Annotated in this window: 17 protein-coding genes; 4 read left to right on the forward strand and 13 right to left on the reverse strand. The window is 71.6% G+C overall.

Annotated features, from left to right (window positions below; translation table 11 throughout):
* Nucleotide 1: 1 nt before the first annotated feature.
* Both DEJ02_RS04080 and DEJ02_RS04085 read right to left on the reverse strand, forming a co-directional pair.
* Nucleotides 2-1,405, reverse strand: a complete 1,404-nt coding sequence (locus DEJ02_RS04080) for an LLM class flavin-dependent oxidoreductase (protein WP_220038360.1) — start codon at nucleotides 1,403-1,405, stop codon at nucleotides 2-4.
* Nucleotides 1,406-1,542: 137 nt separating this feature from the next.
* The gene (locus DEJ02_RS04085; protein ID WP_111032077.1) at nucleotides 1,543-1,911 is read right to left on the reverse strand and encodes a VOC family protein; all 369 of its coding nucleotides are present in this window, start codon (nucleotides 1,909-1,911) and stop codon (nucleotides 1,543-1,545) included.
* A 62-nt stretch (nucleotides 1,912-1,973) separates the two neighbouring features.
* Here DEJ02_RS04085 and DEJ02_RS04090 point away from each other — a divergent pair, with 62 nt between their 5' ends.
* The gene (locus tag DEJ02_RS04090; RefSeq protein WP_111032078.1) at nucleotides 1,974-2,426 is read left to right on the forward strand and encodes a MarR family winged helix-turn-helix transcriptional regulator; all 453 of its coding nucleotides are present in this window, start codon (nucleotides 1,974-1,976) and stop codon (nucleotides 2,424-2,426) included.
* On the opposite strand, the gene DEJ02_RS04095 is transcribed toward DEJ02_RS04090, so the two are convergent.
* Complete coding sequence (locus tag DEJ02_RS04095; RefSeq protein ID WP_111032079.1) at nucleotides 2,414-2,983, reverse strand: uridine kinase; 570 nt, start codon at nucleotides 2,981-2,983, stop codon at nucleotides 2,414-2,416. The genes DEJ02_RS04090 and DEJ02_RS04095 overlap by 13 nt on opposite strands.
* 53 nt (nucleotides 2,984-3,036) lie before the next feature.
* On the opposite strand from DEJ02_RS04095, the gene DEJ02_RS04100 reads away from it, so the two are divergent.
* The gene (locus DEJ02_RS04100) at nucleotides 3,037-3,492 is read left to right on the forward strand and encodes a GNAT family N-acetyltransferase (RefSeq protein WP_111032080.1); all 456 of its coding nucleotides are present in this window, start codon (nucleotides 3,037-3,039) and stop codon (nucleotides 3,490-3,492) included.
* On the opposite strand, the gene DEJ02_RS04105 is transcribed toward DEJ02_RS04100, so the two are convergent.
* Entirely contained in the window at nucleotides 3,446-4,021 is a 576-nt protein-coding gene (locus DEJ02_RS04105; protein ID WP_111032081.1) for a TetR family transcriptional regulator, read from the reverse strand. The genes DEJ02_RS04100 and DEJ02_RS04105 overlap by 47 nt on opposite strands.
* A 95-nt stretch (nucleotides 4,022-4,116) precedes the next feature.
* Between DEJ02_RS04105 and DEJ02_RS04110 the strand changes: the two genes are divergently transcribed.
* On the forward strand, nucleotides 4,117-5,169 hold the full coding sequence (locus tag DEJ02_RS04110; protein ID WP_111032082.1) for a zinc-binding alcohol dehydrogenase family protein: 1,053 nt from the start codon (nucleotides 4,117-4,119) through the stop codon (nucleotides 5,167-5,169).
* Here DEJ02_RS04110 and DEJ02_RS04115 read toward each other — a convergent pair.
* From DEJ02_RS04115 to DEJ02_RS04145, 7 genes are all read right to left on the reverse strand, one after another.
* The gene (locus tag DEJ02_RS04115; protein WP_111032083.1) at nucleotides 5,156-5,632 is read right to left on the reverse strand and encodes a GNAT family N-acetyltransferase; all 477 of its coding nucleotides are present in this window, start codon (nucleotides 5,630-5,632) and stop codon (nucleotides 5,156-5,158) included. The two genes, DEJ02_RS04110 and DEJ02_RS04115, sit on opposite strands and share 14 nt — an antisense overlap.
* Nucleotides 5,633-5,659: 27 nt before the next feature.
* Nucleotides 5,660-6,109, reverse strand: coding sequence for a Fe-S cluster assembly sulfur transfer protein SufU (sufU, locus tag DEJ02_RS04120; protein ID WP_071405057.1), 450 nt, complete (start codon nucleotides 6,107-6,109; stop codon nucleotides 5,660-5,662).
* A complete protein-coding gene (locus DEJ02_RS04125) occupies nucleotides 6,106-7,398 on the reverse strand; it encodes an aminotransferase class V-fold PLP-dependent enzyme (protein ID WP_111032084.1) in 1,293 nt (430 codons plus the stop codon). The genes sufU and DEJ02_RS04125 overlap by 4 nt, the downstream gene beginning before the upstream one ends.
* 135 nt (nucleotides 7,399-7,533) lie before the next feature.
* The gene (locus DEJ02_RS04130; protein WP_071247674.1) at nucleotides 7,534-7,746 is read right to left on the reverse strand and encodes an Rv0909 family putative TA system antitoxin; all 213 of its coding nucleotides are present in this window, start codon (nucleotides 7,744-7,746) and stop codon (nucleotides 7,534-7,536) included.
* A 95-nt stretch (nucleotides 7,747-7,841) separates the two neighbouring features.
* Complete coding sequence (locus tag DEJ02_RS04135; protein WP_071405054.1) at nucleotides 7,842-9,125, reverse strand: chloride channel protein; 1,284 nt, start codon at nucleotides 9,123-9,125, stop codon at nucleotides 7,842-7,844.
* A 100-nt stretch (nucleotides 9,126-9,225) separates the two neighbouring features.
* A complete protein-coding gene (locus tag DEJ02_RS04140) occupies nucleotides 9,226-11,337 on the reverse strand; it encodes an alpha-galactosidase (RefSeq protein ID WP_111032085.1) in 2,112 nt (703 codons plus the stop codon).
* A gap of 108 nt (nucleotides 11,338-11,445) precedes the next feature.
* Nucleotides 11,446-12,429 carry a magnesium and cobalt transport protein CorA gene (locus tag DEJ02_RS04145; RefSeq protein ID WP_111032086.1) on the reverse strand — a complete coding sequence of 328 codons (984 nt, stop codon included), beginning with the start codon at nucleotides 12,427-12,429 and terminating at the stop codon, nucleotides 11,446-11,448.
* 153 nt (nucleotides 12,430-12,582) lie between these two features.
* Here DEJ02_RS04145 and DEJ02_RS04150 point away from each other — a divergent pair, with 153 nt between their 5' ends.
* Complete coding sequence (locus tag DEJ02_RS04150) at nucleotides 12,583-13,392, forward strand: tryptophan-rich sensory protein (RefSeq protein ID WP_111032087.1); 810 nt, start codon at nucleotides 12,583-12,585, stop codon at nucleotides 13,390-13,392.
* Between the two features lie 83 nt (nucleotides 13,393-13,475).
* Here DEJ02_RS04150 and ald read toward each other — a convergent pair whose 3' ends face one another.
* Complete coding sequence (ald, locus tag DEJ02_RS04155) at nucleotides 13,476-14,576, reverse strand: alanine dehydrogenase (RefSeq protein ID WP_111032088.1); 1,101 nt, start codon at nucleotides 14,574-14,576, stop codon at nucleotides 13,476-13,478.
* Between the two features lie 141 nt (nucleotides 14,577-14,717).
* Nucleotides 14,718-15,677 carry an AraC family transcriptional regulator gene (locus DEJ02_RS04160; protein WP_111032089.1) on the reverse strand — a complete coding sequence of 320 codons (960 nt, stop codon included), beginning with the start codon at nucleotides 15,675-15,677 and terminating at the stop codon, nucleotides 14,718-14,720.
* Nucleotides 15,678-15,693: the final 16 nt, after the last annotated feature.

Raw genomic sequence — 15,693 nt, forward strand, 5'->3', positions numbered from 1 at the left:
ATCAGCCTACGACCGCCCGGCTGCCGATCCTGAACGACGCCCCACGGTGCTCCTCGGGCAGCCGGTCCCCGCGGCCGTGCAGCTTCTGGCGGAGCGACCCCGGCTCGTACTCCTCCGGGTAGGCCCCACGGGCACGGAGCTCCGGGATCACGAACTCGATGACGTCCTCCCACGTGCCCGGGGTCACCGCGTACGCCAGGTTGAAGCCGTCGACGTCGGTCAGCTCCTGGATCTCCTGCAGCCGGTCGGCGATCGTCGCTCCCCCACCGACCGCCACCGGGCCGAGTCCACCGATCGCCGTCTGCCGCGCCAGGTCACGGATCGTCCACTTCGACCCGTCCTCGCCGGTCGCCGCCGCGATGTTCGCCGCCGCCGACTGGATCGCGTTCGACTCGACGTCACCGAGGGGCTGGTCCGGGTCCCACTGCGACAGGTCGACGCCCATCCAGCCGGAGTTGAGCACCAGCGCACCGAGCTCCGACGCGTAGGACAGGTAGTCCTCGTACTTCGCCTGGGCCAGTTCGTCGGTGGCATCCGTGATCACGGTGAGCAGCGTGTAGACGCGGGCTGCGTACCGGTCGCGACCAGCTGCCTCCAGGGCGTCCCGGACCTTCGCGACGGTCGACGCGAGCTGCTCGACGGTCGGCGCGCCCACGAAGACCGCTTCCGCGTTCTCCGCGGCGAAGCGGATGCCGCGCGGCGACGCGCCCGCCTGGTAGATGACGGGCGTGCGCTGCACGGACGGTTCGGACAGGTGGATGCCGGGGACGTCGAAGTGCGTGCCGTGGTGCTCGATCGGGTGCACCTTCGCCGGGTCCGTGAAGACCCCGGCTTCGCGGTCGGCGACGACGGCGTCGTCCTCCCACGAGCCCTCCCACAGCTTGTAGAGCACCTCGAGGTACTCGTCCGCCACGTCGTACCGGTCGTCGTGCGACAGCTGGTCGGTCTGGCCCATGTTCCGCGCGGCACTCGGCAGGTACCCGGTGACGACGTTCCAGCCGACCCGGCCCTTGGTGAGGTGGTCGAGCGTCGACATGCGTCGGGCGAACGGGTACGGGTGCTCGTACGCGGTGCCGGCCGTGATGCCGAAGCCCAGGTGCTCGGTCACCGATGCCATCGCCGACACGAGCAGGATCGGGTCGTTCACGGGCACCTGCGACCCGGTGCGGAGCGCGGCCTCGTTCGAGCCGCCGTACACGTCGTAGGTGCCCAGGACGTCGGCGATGAAGATGCCGTCGAACGCCCCGCCCTCGAGCGTCTTCGCCAGGTCCGTCCAGTAGGTCAGGTCGCGGTAGTCCCGCGACCGGTCGCGGGGGTGCCGCCACAGTCCGGAGGACTGGTGCGCGACGCAGTTCATGTCGAACGCGTTGAAGCGGATCTGCCGGTGCTCGCTGCTGGTGGTCACGGGTCGAGACGCTACGTCGGACACCTGCGACCGTCACGGATCGTGACGAAGCGTGACGGTCGGCTCCGGCACCGGCCTGGAGGCCCGCCCCGCGTCCGCCACGTCGCCCGCGCCGGGCGCGTGGCCGGTTCCAGGGCTCAGGCGCGGTCGTGGAGCGTGACGTGGTAGCCGTCGGGGTCGGCGAACGTGAACGTCCGACCGAAGGGACCGTCGATCGGCGCCGAGACGATGCGGTGGCCGTCGGCGACCAGCGCGTCGTGGATCGCCTGCACGTCCGTTGCGTGCAGCCAGACTGCGGCACCGACGCCGGGCTGCGCCACCGCGTCGAGGTCCGTGCCGGGCACCAGGTCGCGCAGGGCGAAGGCGATCGGCGTGGTCTCGAACACGACGGCGTGCGGCGGACCGGCCTGCGAACGGACGAGGCCGAGGTACCGCTCGTAGAACGCCTGCGAGGCATCGAGGTCGCGGGTCTGCAGGGAGATGAAGTCGGGGCCCGTGACGGGCATGGAGTGCTCCTCGGGTTCGTGTCAGTCTTCTGACACAGGACAAGCTATGTCAGACTACTGACATGCGTCAAGACGACACCGGCATCCACCTCGAGACGTCGATCGGCTACCTGCTCAAGGAGACCGCGAGCGCCCTCCGGGCGTCGATGGAGGCCGTGCTGCGTCCGCTCGGCATGACGGTGACGCACTACTCCTGCCTCGAACTGCTCGCGCAGCGCCCCGGCCTGTCGAACTCCGAACTCGCGCGTGGCACGTTCGTGACCCGGCAGTCGATGAACGTGCTGCTGCAGACCCTGGAGCGCGACGGCTTCGTCACCCGTGCCACCGAACCGTCGGTCGGCAAGGCACTCCCCACGCAGCTGACCGACAGCGGGCGACGGAGCCTGGCGCAGGCGAGTGCGGCGATCCGCGGGGTCGAGCAGCGGATGCTCGCCGATCTGACCGCCGACCAGCAGACCGAGGCACGTCAGATCCTGCGGAGCATGGTGACGTCGCTCCGCAGTCAGGGCGCGTAGTGCACCGAAGCGGCGTCCTTCGGTGCGTACCGATCCTCGAAGTCACGCTCGTTGGGGACCCACACATCTCGCCAGAGCGCATCGTGCCTGCGCCCGAGCGCACGATCACGAGCCGTGCCCCGACGCACCGCCGTGTCGAGGTCGACGTCACACCAGATGCTGACGTCGAGGTGCGGGAGCGCCTCGGGGTGGAAGAGTCCGATCAGGTCGACGATCAGGACGTCCGTCCGCGGCAGCGGCTCGGCCGGGCCGAGGGCTCGCACCGACCAGTCGAACCGCTGGAACGTGCTCGCACGACCGGCTCGGTGCGGTTCGAGCACCGACGACACCAGACGGGGACGATCGACGCCGTCCCAGTCGGAGGACCGCTGATGGGACCGAAGGGGGTCGAGGAAGTCGTCGCCGCGGATGCGGACCGCGCCGGGGAGCCTCTCGACGAGTGTGCGCGTCAGCGTCGACTTGCCGGATCCGCAGTAACCGGAGACACCGACGACGATCGGTGCACGGGCAGAGGCGCGGCGGGACGCGACAAGGTCGATGACGCCGTCGCGGTCCATCAGGCAAGCGTACGAGGTCGATGACGGTGCACCGGGGTTCGTAGGCTGAGCGGATGGACGTCGCACTGCGGGACAGCACCACCGAGGACCTCGAGTGGCTCGTCGAGCTCCGGGCCGTGGTGCTGCGCGACGACCTGACACGCCTCGGGGTGTTCGACGAGACGCGCGTCCGACAGCGCCTCCGCGACGCGTTCCAGCCGCAGCTGACCCGCATCGTCGTGGTCGACGACCGCGACGTCGGGTCGATCACCGTGCGGGTCGAGGACGACGTCCGCTGGGTCGAGCACTTCTACCTCGCGCCCGACGTCCAGGGGCGTGGAGTCGGTTCGACCGTGCTGCGCGCCGTCCTCGACGAGCCCCACGACGGCCCGACGCGGCTCAACGTGCTGGTGGGCAGCCCGGCTCGCCGACTCTACGAACGACACGGCTTCGTGCTCGACACCGACGACGGCGTCGACGTGTTCATGACGCTGCGGGCCGCCGATCGAGCACCCCACGGAGTGCACTGAGCTGCTCGTCGACCACGTCGGCCATCCGGCGCTCGGCCGGTCCGGTGAGCCAGGCCTCGAGGGCCAGGTGGAACAGCATCACGGTCGTCTCGGCGATGACCGCTGCCTCGGACGGATCGAGCCCGCGGTGGACGAAGGCCTCGCGCACGGCGTCCGTCAGGTCGGCGCGCTTCCGGGCGTCGCGCTCCCGGAGCGACGACTCGGACAGCACCAGCCGCCGCACCGAGCCGACCTCGCCGTGCCGCCCCTCGAACCGCTCGTCGGCGACGGTGCGGAGGCCGTGCACGACGATGTCGAGCGGGTCGATCCCGGCCGGCGCGCCCTCGATGGCGGCACGGGCGAGGTCGGGGATCTCGTCACCGGCGAAGATCACCTCGCGCTTGTCGGCGAAGTACCGGAAGAAGGTGCGGGTCGTCAGACCGGCCCGTGCGGTGATCTGCGGCACGGTCGTCGCCTGGTAGCCCTGCTCGGCGAAGAGCTCGAACGCCGCACGCTCGAGTCGCCCTCGGGCATCCGGAGACCAACGCATGTGTCCACAGTAGTGGTGATGACACGTCGTGTCATGGTTGACTGAGTGATGGCACGTCGTGTCATGACTCACTTCGAGCAAGAGATCGGGACACCATGTCGCCATCCGGCAACGCAGCACTCTGGACCACGTCGACCGGGCGGTTCGCCGTCGGGCCCGCACCGGTCCCCCAGCCCGGCCCCGGCGAACTCGTCGTCCGCGCCGAGTCGGTCGCCGTCAACCCGGTCGACGCCGTCGGCGGGCTCTTCCGGCACCTGGTGTTCCCGAAGCTGCGGTTCCCCGCGGTCCTCGGGTCGGACGTCGCCGGCACGGTCGTCGCGATCGGCCCGGACGTCGAGCGCTTCCGTGTGGGCGACCGGGTCGTCGGGCACGCCGCGGGGCAGGAACAGCACCGGAACAGTGCTGCCGAGGGCGCCTTCCAGCACCTGGTCCTGCTGCTCGACCGTGTGACGACCCCGGTTCCGGATGCCCTGCCCGCCGAGCAGGCGGCGGTCCTGCCGCTCGCCGTCTCGACCGCAGCGGCAGGTCTCTTCGAGCCGGACCAGCTCGCGCTGTCGCTCCCGACGGCCGATGCGGTCGATCGCGACGGGGTCGTCCTGGTGTGGGGTGCGTCCACGAGCGTCGGCGCCAACGCCGTCCAGCTCGCCCGGGCTGCCGGGTACGCCGTGATCGGCACTGCGTCGCCGAAGAACCACGCGTTCGTGCAGGATCTCGGGGCCGAGGCCGTGTTCGACTACCGCGACGACGGTGCCGCACGCCGCATCCTCCAGGCACTCGCTGACCGGGAGCTCGCCGGCACCCTCGCCTTCGGTCAGGGCTCGCTGACCCGCACGCTCCCGATCGTCCGGAGAGCCACCGGCTCCGGTCGGCTCGCATCCGCGTACCCGACACCGGTGACGACGATCCGTGCGCGGCTCGAGCGTCGACACGGGGTCCACGTCACCGCGATCTGGGGCGGCCGCCCGACGGAGTCCGAGGTCGGTCCCGCGATCTACCGCGACTTCCTGCCCGAGGCGCTCCGCACCGGTCGGTACCGAGCGACGCCGACCGCATCCGTCGTCGGATCGGGACTCGCCGCGATCCCGGACGCCCTCGCCGAGCTCCGCGCGGGCGTCTCCGCCCGGAAGCTCGTCGTCACGCTCCCCTGAGCGACTTCGCGTACCAGCGGTCGGAGTACGGATCGTCGTTGAACGCTGCCACCCGGACGAAGCCGAGCCGCTCGTAGAGCGCACAGGCCTCGGCGAGCTCAGCGCGGGTGTCCAGCCGCAGCGACGTGATCCCGCGTCCCCGGCAGACATCCTCGACGTGGCGCAGGAGCGCCGAACCGACGCCTCGGCCGCGGTGCTCCGGCAGCGTGAACACCTTCGTCAGCTCGCCAACGGCACCGACGAAGCGCACGCCGGCGCAGGCGACAGCGGCTTCCCCGTCACTCGCGATGACGAACACCCCGGAGTCCCCCTGCAGGTCGTCGTACGGCTCCTCGTCGAGCGCCCGGTCGACCTCGGCCGGCGTCGCCGCCCGCCCGTACCAGCGCGACGCGACCTCCGCCAGGTAGGCCCGCACGATCGCGTCGGCCCGGCCCGCGCCGGGTCGCTCCGTCTCGATGATCATCGCGCCCCTTGCACGGCCGCAGCCGGCTCAGCGGGAAGCGGTCGCCTCGCGCGCGGCGGCTTCCGCCGCGACCCAGGCGAGCATGCCGCACTTGACGCGCATGACGAACTTCGAGACGCCGTGGAAGGCGACGAGGTCCTCGAGGACGTCCTCGTCGGGCTCACCGACACCACGCGAGCGCATCATGGTGCGGAACTCCTCGGTCAGTGCGAGGAACTCGGGCACGGTGCGGCCGACGGCCATGTCGGTGAGGACCGATGCCGAGGCCATCGAGATCGAGCAGCCGTCGCCCTGCCAGGCGAGCCCGGCGATGCGGTCGGTGCCGGGTTCGAGCCGCAGGCTGACCGTGATCTCGTCGCCGCACGTGGGGTTCCGCTCGAAGTGCGAGGCATCCGCGTCGGGCATCGCACCGTCGCCGTGCCGCGCCTTCGCGTGGTCGAGGATGACCTGCTGGTACAGGCTGTCGAGGGCGTTCACGCGGTCGCTCCGAAGTAGTCGCGGATCTCGGCGACGGCTGCGAGGAACCGGTCGACGTCGTGCTCGGTCGTGTAGACGTAGGTGCTCGCGCGGCTGGTGGCGACCAGACCGAGGCGGCGGTGCAGCGGCTGGGCGCAGTGGTGGCCGGAGCGCACGGCGATGCCCTGCGCGTCGAGGTACTGCGAGACGTCGTGGGCGTGCACGCCGTCGACGTCGAAGGACACCAGGCCGGAGCGCGGGACGCCGGCGGGCGGACCGACCAGGCGGATGCCGGGCACGGCGGCAAGACCGTCGAGCATCCGGCGAGCCAGGTGCTCCTCGTGGGCGCGGACGCGTTCCATGCCGATGCCCTGCAGGTAGCGGACCGCCTCGGCGAGGGCGACCGCCTGGGACACGGGCTGCGTGCCGGCCTCGAACCGCTCGGGCGCCGGCATGAACTCGGAGCCCTCCATCGTCACGGTGGTGATCATCGAGCCACCGGTGCGGAACGGCGGCAGGGCGTCGAGCAACTCCGCACGGCCCCAGAGCACGCCGATGCCGTTCGGGCCGAGCATCTTGTGCCCGGAGAACGCGGCGAAGTCGACCCCGAGCTGCTGCACGTCGAGGGGACGGTGCGGTGCGGACTGGCAGGCGTCGAGCACCACGAGGGCGCCGCGGGCGTGGGCGAGGCCGACGACCTGCTCGACGGGGGCGATCATCCCGGTGACGTTCGAGACGTGCGAGAACGCGACGACCTTCGTGCGGTCCGTGATCAGGGCCGCGGCGTCGTCGGCGGTCCAGGTGCCGTCGTCGGCGACCGGGATCCAGCGCAGGGTGGCACCGGTCAGCGCGGCGAGCTCCTGCCACGGCACGAGGTTGGCGTGGTGTTCGGCCTCGGTGACGAGGATCTCGTCACCGGCGCCCAGGCGGAAGCGCTCCGCGTCGACACCGCCGCGGCCACGGCTGGCGTTGGCCATGCCGTAGGCGACGAGGTTGAGGGCGTCGGTGGCGTTCGCGGTCCACACGACCTCGGTCGGGGCAGCGGCGCCGATGAAGCCGGCGACGGTGGCGCGGGCGTCCTCGTAGGCGTCGGTGCTGAGCGCCGCGAGCGTGTGGGCCCCGCGGTGGACGGCGGCGTTGTCGTGTTCGAGGAACCGGCGCTCGGCGTCGAGGACCTGGCGCGGGCGTTCAGCCGTCGCCCCGGAGTCCAGGTACGCCAACGGCTGCCCGTTCACGTCCTGCGCGAGGATCGGGAAGTCCCGCTTGATCGCCTCGACCTCGGTCTCGGTGAGCGGCTGGTTCGGCGCCACGACTGTCACGTCTCGTCCTCCTGGTGCTGCTGTCCGGAGCAACCCGTCCATGGTGTCCGTTGTTCCCGACCACGTCCAGTCGGCACGGCGACGGCCCAGGACCACGCCGGGTCCTGGGCCGTCGCACGTCGTTCGCTACTCGTTGCCGATCTTCTTGTCCGCTGCGTCGCGGGCACCGTCGATCTTGTCGTCGTACTTGCCGCCCGTGGCCTTCTTGACCGCGTCGGCCACACCGCCGAGCACCTTGTCGCTGACGCCCTCGGCCTTCTCGCTCTGCAGGGCGTCCTGGACCTTGCCGTCCTTCAGGAACTCCTGGGCCTTCTTCGTGATGTCGTCGAACCCCGCCATCGGCTGCTCCTCGTCTCGGTGCGGAGCCCGTCGCTCCGTCCTGGCGCCGACAGTAGGCCCCGGGGCCGCCGTCCGTACCGGAACGCTCGGGGTCTTCACACCATCTGGGCGCTGCGACGGCGCGCGAGCACGTACCCGACGGCGACGGCACCGGACACCGCGAGCAACGAGGGCACGAGGATGTCGGTGCCCTGCTGGGTGAACTCGACGACGAGCACCAGGGCGGTGAACGGCGCCCGCATGGTGGTGGCGAGGAATGCCGCCGCCCCGACGAACGCGAAGGCCGCCAGGCTCGGGCCGTCAGCCGGCCACAGCAGCAGCCACGCACCGCCCAGCCCGCCACCGATCGCCGAACCGATCGCGATCGAGGGGGTCAGCGTGCCACCGACCGCACCCGCTCCGATGGTCGCCGAGGTGGTCACGGTCCGCAGGACACCGAGCAACAGCAGCAGGACGATCGGCGAGAGGCCGGCGAACGAGGCGTCGTCGAGCGTGGTGTTCATCGCGACGAGGCCGAGCGCCCGACCGTTGCCGAGGATCTCCGGGAACGGGATCGCGATGAGCCCCACCATCGCGAAGACCACCGGCAGCACGACGAGCAGGTGCCAGCCCTTCGGCGCGATGCCCTGCAGCCGGTTGGTCAGCTTGACGAACCCGACCCCGGCGAGCCCCAGCACGGGCCCGACGACGATCGCCCAGACCAGCAGCGACGGCGACAGGTGCATCGCGGGCACGTGGTACAGCACCTCGTCCGGGATCACGAGCCGGGCGGTGATGGCAGCGACCGCACTCGTGGCGAAGGCGGGCAGGGCGGTCGCGAAGCTGATCTCCCCGAGCAGGACCTCGACCGCGAACAGCGCACCACCGAGGGGTACGTCGTACACGGCGGCGAGGCCGGCCGCAGCACCGCAGGCGACGAGGATCTTCGTCTCGCGCGCGGTCAGTCCCGCACGACGGGTGACGAGCTGGGCGAGCCAGGCCCCGACCTCGCGCGGCGCCACCTCTTTGCCGATGGACGCGCCGAGCCCCACGGCCAGGATCTGGATGCCGGCGTTCGCGAGCGTCGCCAGGGCCGGCATCCGCTTGCCGTCGACGGCCGCGGTGACGGAGACGATCGAGCGCCCCCACCGACGGAGCGCCCACCAGGCGAACCCGGTCAGGACCCCGGCCGCCGTGAGCGCGAGGAACCGGTTCAGACCCGACGATGCGTCGGCGGCCTCGAGGTGCCCGCCGAACCCGTACCCGAAGGCGACGAACTGGATGAGCTGGAGCGCGAGCCAGACCGCGATGCCGGCGATGCCGCCGGAGACGCCCACCAGGGCGGTGACGACGGCGAGCTTGAGGGCCCAGACCGGGGTCGCGTGTCCGGAGTGCGGCATGACCGGAAGCCTAACGGGCTGGACGCACCCGATGACGGACCGCGACGGGCCTGCCGGACGCGGGACGGGCCTCCAGGCCGGGAGCCCCGACCACCCGCCGTCAGACGGCCGTCACCCGGAACGGCACCACGCAGTCGGCCGGCATGAGCGGTGGCTGCAGGCCGACGGTGCCGAGCACCCGGCCGCTGAACACCCGCGGGCCGGACCACCAGTCCGGTCGCACCAGGTCGTGGCCGTCGCCGATGACCACCGGGTCGACGCGGTACGACGTGTCGGGGTCGAGGTCGCGGAAGGTGACCCGGCCTGTGGCGGAGACCTCGGAGCGGCCGATGCTGGCGAGGAAGAAGACGGCCCGTTGCCGGTCCGGCGCGACCGTGCCGTACACGAGCCGTGCGGCGTCGACCTCGTCAGAACGCACCAGGTCGCCGCCGTGCAGGAGCGGGCGGAGCTCCCGGTACAGCGCGATCCACTCGGTCAGTGCGGCGGACTCGTCGGCGGTCGCGCCGGCCAGGTCCCACTCGATGCCGAGGTGCCCGACCAGCGCCGTGCCGGCACGGAAGGCGAGGTCGTGGACGCGACCGGTCGTGTGGTTCCGGCCGCTCGCGATGTGCGACCCGAGCAGCTCCGGCGGCAGGAGCTGCTGCGTCCACCGGTGCATCTGCTGCCGCTCCAGTGGGTCGATGTCGTCCGACACCCACACCCTCGCGGTGTGCTCGATGACGCCGAGGTCGACCCGACCGCCACCCGACGAGCACGACTCGATCTCCAGCGACGGGAACCGCTCGCCGAGCGTCGCCATCAACCGGTACGCGGCGAGGGTCTGCTCGTGGACCGCTGCGCCGCCGCCCGGGAACCCCGCCTCGACGAGGTCGCGGTTGTGGTCCCACTTCACGGCGTCGACCGCGTACTCGCCGATGATCGCCGTCATCCGTTCGAGCACGTGGTCGAAGGCCTCGGGGATCGCCAGGTTCAGCACCTGCTGGTCGCGGGACCGGGCGGGCAGCCGACCGTCGGCCTGCAGGATCCACTCCGGGTGGGCACGGGCGAGGTCGCTGTCCTCGTTCACCATCTCGGGTTCGAACCACAGGCCGAACTCCATGCCGAGCGCACGGACGCGGTCGACCAGCGGTCCGAGACCGTCCGGCCAGACGTCCTCGTCGACGTACCAGTCACCGAGGCCGGCGTGGTCGTCGCGGCGGCCACGGAACCAGCCGTCGTCGAGCACGTAGCGTTCGACGCCGAGGGCCGCGGCACGCTCGGCGAGGTCGACGAGACGGGCCAGGTCGTGGTCGAAGTACACGGCCTCCCACACGTTGATCGTCATCGGGCGGGGGGTCGTCGGGTGCTGCGGGCGGCTGCGGAGCCAGCGGTGGAACCGTCGGGCCTGGTCGTCGAGGCCATCCCCGTGGGCGAAGTACACCCACGGCCCCTCGTACGTGGCGCCGGTGCCGAGCCGGACCTCGCCGGGCAGCAGGAGTTCGCCGCCCCCGATGACCTGGCGGCCGGTGGCGAGCCGTTCGGCGTGGTGCCGGTGGTTGCCGCTCCAGGCGGTGTGGACGCCCCAGACCTGACCGTGGGCGAAGCCGAACCCCGGCTCCCCCACCGTCAGCACGGTCGCGGCGTCGGTGCCGGTGCGGCCCTTCCGGCCCTCGCGCTGGTGGGTCCCCACGACGAGTTCGCGGCGCTGCGGGGTCCGCTCCTTGCCCCAGCGGCCGGCGAAGTCCAGGATCTCGCGGGCCCCGGACGGGATCGGCATCGCGAGCGTCAGGTCGTCGACGGTGTAGAGGCCGTCGGCGGTGTTCGTCACGCCCGCGCGGGCCCGCACGAGCCCGGAGCCGAGCATCTCGATGGTGACCCGGACGGTGAGTCCGGCGACGGTGTCCTCGGCGTCGGCCGTGACCGCGGAGTCGGTGACCGCGAGCGACGTCACGGTGAACGCCGGCGACCAGTCGGCGCCGTCACGGTGCCCGGCGAGCCCCGGACGACCGCTCCAGCCCCGGTGTGGCTCGGGCAGCACCGACAGGCGGACCGGGTCGTCCATCTCGTTCGGGGACACCGGGGTGACGTCGGCGTCGGCGAGGGCCGTCAGCGCGTCGGTGTCGAGCGGGCCGAGTGCCGCTCCCCAGTGCACGACGGCGGGGAGCGCGTCGTCGCGGCAGTCCAGGACGAGCGAGACGCCACCGGCGGTCAGGTGGACGAGTTCGTGCGGCATGCGGGCTCCAGTCGGCGTCGTTGCACGTCAGAGCTTTCCGGTCCGGGGCCGCCCGCTGCAAATCCTGCTGCGGCGCGGCTCCGGTTACGGCTCAGGCTGCGGCGCGGCTCAGAACCAGCGCTTGACCTTGAACACCACGTACAGGATCGCGGCGAACAGGACCATCGCGACGATCGACAGCGGGTACCCCCACGTCCAGCCGAGTTCGGGCATGTGCGTGAAGTTCATCCCGTAGATCGCGGCGATGAGCGTCGGCGCGAACAGGATCGCCGCCCAGCCGGAGATCTTCTTCGTGTCGTCGTTCTGCTTCTGCGCCGCCAGGGTCGAGTCGACGGTCAGGGCGTTCTGCAGCAGCTGCCGGAACGTGTCGAGGCGCTCCACCACCCGGATCGCGTGGTCGAGGACGTCACGGAACCGCCGCTGCATCTCGATCGGCAGGTGGTACTTCTCGGCGCCGCGGTGCAGGTTCTCGATCATGTAGACCAGGGGACGTGCAGCTCGCTGGAAGTCGACGACCTCGCCGAACAGCTCGTACACGCGGCGGGACACCCCGGCCTCGCCCGAGAACAGCTGGTCCTCGATCTGGTTGATGTCCTCCTCGAGTCCGTCGATCACGGGCACGTAGCCGTCGACGATGGAGTCCATGAGCGCCCAGAGCTGCGCCTGTGGGCCGACGGTCACCAGCCCCGGCTTGCCACTCAACCGCTGCAGCGCCTTGGGAACGGTCTGCTTGCCGCGGGGGTCGGCCTTCACGACGGCGAGGAAGAAGGTCTCACCGACGAAGGCGTGCACCTCGCCGAACGCCACCTCTTCCTGCTGGTCGTTGTACAGCGCCGGCTTGAGGACCACGAACAGCGTCGAACCGTAGCGCTCGAGCTTCGGTCGCTGGTGCCCCTCGGCGGAGTCCTCGACGGCGAGTTCGTGCAGGCCGAGGGCGACCGCGACGTCGCCGAGTTCCTCGGCGTCGGGCTGGTGCAGGACGATGCACGCGCTGGCACCCTGGTCGTCGAGCATCCGGAAGGTGTCGTCGAGGGACGGACTCGCGATCGGGGCGATCCGGTCGATGTAGACGGTGTTCAGTTCCACGCTCACGCGCCCACCGTACGCAGGGTGGCCGGTCTCCGGCCTGGAGGCCCGTGGCGGCCCCGCCACACGCCCCGCGTCCTGCCTGAACGTGCGCTGCACGGCCGTCGACACCGGCCGCCTACGGTGCAGGTCATCAGCATGCTGACGAAAGGGACTGTCATGAAGAGGATCTGGAAGCGCATCGCGGTGGCCGTGAGCGCGGTCGTCGCCGTCATCGGCGCGTACGTGGGGTCGGGCGCTGCCGGCGGCACGCCCATCCAGGACGCCGCCGGTGGCGCCCTGTCGGCGTCCTCGACCGCGATCGCCCCGGACGGCCCGGCCTTCTCGATCTGGAGTGTCGTCTACGCCGGACTCATCGGCTACGCGGTGCTGCAGCTCTTCCGAACCGCGAACGACGAGCGGCACGAGCGGCTGGTGGTGCCGGCGGTGCTCTCCCTGCTGCTCAACGCCGCGTGGATCCTGTCGGTGCAGTTCGGGTTCCTGTGGGCGAGCGAGCCGATCATCGTCGCCCTGCTCGTCGTGCTGATCTGGACGTTCACGATCCTGCGCCGCACCCCGTCCCGCGGCGTGGTCGAGGCGATCCTGACCGACGGCACGTTCGGTCTGTACCTCGGGTGGGTCTGCGTCGCGACGGCCGCGAACACCGCTGCGGTGCTGACGGCGGCGGGCTTCCGGGGCTTCGGACTCGGGCAGGACCCGTGGGGCGTGCTCGTCGCCGCGGTGGCCGGGCTCGTCGGGGTCCTCATCGCGCTGTGGGGCCGGGGACGCCTGGCACCGATGGCCTCGGTCGCGTGGGGTCTGGCGTGGGTCGCCGTGGCCCGGTTCGAGGGACCGCTCGTCTCCGTGCCGACGGCGATCGCGGCCGTGGTGGCTGCGGCGGCCGTGGTCGTCGCGACCGTGGTGGTGCGTGCCCGCGCCGGCTGGGTCGGCGGGCGTGCCGGTCGGGCGGCGGCCCCGGTCGCGGCCTGACGCGCGGCTACCTTCGCGTCGTTTCGTGCTGAGCGACACCTCACGCAGCGATTGGGCCGTGAGGTGTCGCTCAGCGCGAAGAATCAGCGCGCGGACGCGACCAGGCCGTGGGCGGCGGCGACCGCGGCGTTCGTGACCCGGCCGTCGTGCACGTTCAGGCCGGCGGCGAGAGCGGGGTCGGCCTCGAGCGCAGCCTCCCAGCCACGGTCGGCGATCGCGACGGCGTACGGCAGCGTGGCGTTCGTCAGCGAGATCGTGCTCGTGCGCGGGACGGCACCGGGCATGTTCGCCACGCAGTAGTACACGGTGTCGTGCACGGCGAAGGTGGGGTCGTCGTGGGTGGTCGGGTGGGAGCCCTCGAAGCAGCCGCCCTGGTCGATCGCGATGTCGACCAACACCGAGCCCGGCCGCATGTCGGCGACCATCGCGTCGGTGACGAGCTTCGGCGCGGACGCCCCGGGGATGAGCACGGAGCCGATCACCAGGTCGGCGTCGCGCAGGGCCTCGGCGATGGCGTGCGCCGACGAGCGCAGGGTCGTGACGCGGCCGTCGAACCGGGCGTCCAGGGCCCGGAGCCGCGGCAGGCTGATGTCGAACACGGTGACGTCGGCGCCCATGCCGAGCGCCATCGTCGCGGCGTGCTCCCCCGCGACACCACCGCCGATGACGACCACGCGGCCCTTCGGCGTGCCGGGGACCCCGCCGAGCAGCAGCCCGCGCCCGCCGTTCGTGCGCATCAGGTGGAACGCGCCGACCTGGGCGGACAGTCGCCCGGCGACCTCGGACATCGGCGACAGCAGTGGCAGCGAGCGGTCCAGCAGCTGCACGGTCTCGTAGGCGATCGCCGTCGCGCCCGAGTCGATGAGGGCATCGGTCAGCGGCCGGTCGGCGGCGAGGTGCAGGTAGGTGAAGAGCACCTGGCCCGGCCGGATCATCGGGTACTCCGACGCGACCGGTTCCTTCACCTTGAGGATCAGCTCGGCGCGCTCCCACACCTCGGCCGCGGTGTCGACGATCGTGGCGCCGGCGGTGCGGTACTCGTCGTCGGTGAAGGCCGAACCGGACCCGGCACCGGCCTGCACCAGCACCTGGTGGCCGTGCGACCCGAGCTCGGCGACACCGGCGGGCGTGGCCGCGACGCGGTACTCGTTGTTCTTGATCTCGGTGGGGACGCCGATGCGCATGCTGACTCCTTCGTGGGCGGTGCGTTCGTCCCGTCCATTCAGCACCGGATTCGCCCACGACAGCGCTGAGCCGAACATCCGGACAGCGGCAGCGCGATCCGTGTCACGAGATTCGGCGGAACGGTCCGCAGCAGCAGTGGGTCAGTGCCCGCGCAGCGACTCACTCGGCAGCTCTCCGAAACGGCTGCGGTAGGTCGCCGAGAAGCGTCCGAGGTGCCCGAAGCCCCACGTCCGCGCGATCTCGGCCACCGTCGTCTCGTCCAGCGCACCGCCGACCAGGTCGGTCCGGGCGCCGTCGAGTCGCACGCCGCGCAGGAGTTCCCCCGGCGTCTGGTCGAGGCGCCGCCGCAGCGACTGCTGCAGCCCGCGCGGGCTGAGCCCCGCCGCCGCGGCGATGTCCGGCGTGCCGATCGCTTCGCGCGCGTGCTCGTGCACGAACTCGAGCGCCCGGCGCAGGCGGTCGTGCTCCGGGCCGCTGCCGGACACCGACGCCCGCCACTTGTTGCGCTGCGGGAACGCCCGGATCGCCGCGGTCGCGAACGCCTCGGCGATGTCGTGCTGGACCATCGGGCTCATCGACCGGTCGACGTCGAGCCACGTGGCCGAGTACTTCCGCACCACCGACCGCCACAGCGCGATGCCGTCGGCGGTCGGGCGGCGCATCGGCTCGAAGGCGAAGTCGTCGTCACCGGCCACGGCACGGACGAAGTCGCGGTCCAGGTGCACCAGGTTCAGGGCGATGTCGCGGTGGTGCAGCGCGTACGGCTCGGCGAAGGGCAGCACGACGGGCACCCCGGCCTCGAGCTCGTACGTCTCGCCACCCGTGGTGATCCGGCTCGAGCCGCTCCGCATCCAGGCGACCAGGAACTCGTCGTCGACCTGGCTCTCGCTCCGCAGGTCGACCATGAACCGTGACGAGCGCAGGGACATCCGCTCGTCACCGACGCCGGCGAAGTCCCAGTGGGCGTTCTCGTGGGTGCGACGGACCAGTGGCGCACGGAAGTCGTAGTCGCCCGTGAAGAACGCGAGCGCCTGGTCGACGTCGCTGCCGACCATCCGCCGGAAGTACCGCTGACCGGGCTGTTCGAGAGAAAGCACCATGCTCGAGAACCTACGA

The organism is Curtobacterium sp. MCLR17_042 (assembly GCF_003234695.1).
GTDB lineage: Bacteria > Actinomycetota > Actinomycetes > Actinomycetales > Microbacteriaceae > Curtobacterium > Curtobacterium flaccumfaciens.

Excerpts from the sequence above, each read along its gene's own strand:
- DEJ02_RS04085 (WP_111032077.1), bottom strand. The coding sequence starts at position 1,911 with ATGCCCGTCACGGGCCCCGACTTCATCTCCCTGCAGACCCGCGACCTC.
- DEJ02_RS04090 (WP_111032078.1), top strand. The coding sequence starts at position 1,974 with ATGCGTCAAGACGACACCGGCATCCACCTCGAGACGTCGATCGGCTAC.
- DEJ02_RS04095 (WP_111032079.1), bottom strand. The coding sequence starts at position 2,983 with ATGGACCGCGACGGCGTCATCGACCTTGTCGCGTCCCGCCGCGCCTCT.
- DEJ02_RS04100 (WP_111032080.1), top strand. The coding sequence starts at position 3,037 with ATGGACGTCGCACTGCGGGACAGCACCACCGAGGACCTCGAGTGGCTC.
- DEJ02_RS04105 (WP_111032081.1), bottom strand. The coding sequence starts at position 4,021 with ATGCGTTGGTCTCCGGATGCCCGAGGGCGACTCGAGCGTGCGGCGTTC.
- DEJ02_RS04110 (WP_111032082.1), top strand. The coding sequence starts at position 4,117 with ATGTCGCCATCCGGCAACGCAGCACTCTGGACCACGTCGACCGGGCGG.
- DEJ02_RS04115 (WP_111032083.1), bottom strand. The coding sequence starts at position 5,632 with ATGATCATCGAGACGGAGCGACCCGGCGCGGGCCGGGCCGACGCGATC.
- DEJ02_RS04130 (WP_071247674.1), bottom strand. The coding sequence starts at position 7,746 with ATGGCGGGGTTCGACGACATCACGAAGAAGGCCCAGGAGTTCCTGAAG.
- DEJ02_RS04135 (WP_071405054.1), bottom strand. The coding sequence starts at position 9,125 with ATGCCGCACTCCGGACACGCGACCCCGGTCTGGGCCCTCAAGCTCGCC.
- DEJ02_RS04140 (WP_111032085.1), bottom strand. The coding sequence starts at position 11,337 with ATGCCGCACGAACTCGTCCACCTGACCGCCGGTGGCGTCTCGCTCGTC.
- DEJ02_RS04150 (WP_111032087.1), top strand. The coding sequence starts at position 12,583 with ATGAAGAGGATCTGGAAGCGCATCGCGGTGGCCGTGAGCGCGGTCGTC.
- ald (WP_111032088.1), bottom strand. The coding sequence starts at position 14,576 with ATGCGCATCGGCGTCCCCACCGAGATCAAGAACAACGAGTACCGCGTC.
- DEJ02_RS04160 (WP_111032089.1), bottom strand. The coding sequence starts at position 15,677 with ATGGTGCTTTCTCTCGAACAGCCCGGTCAGCGGTACTTCCGGCGGATG.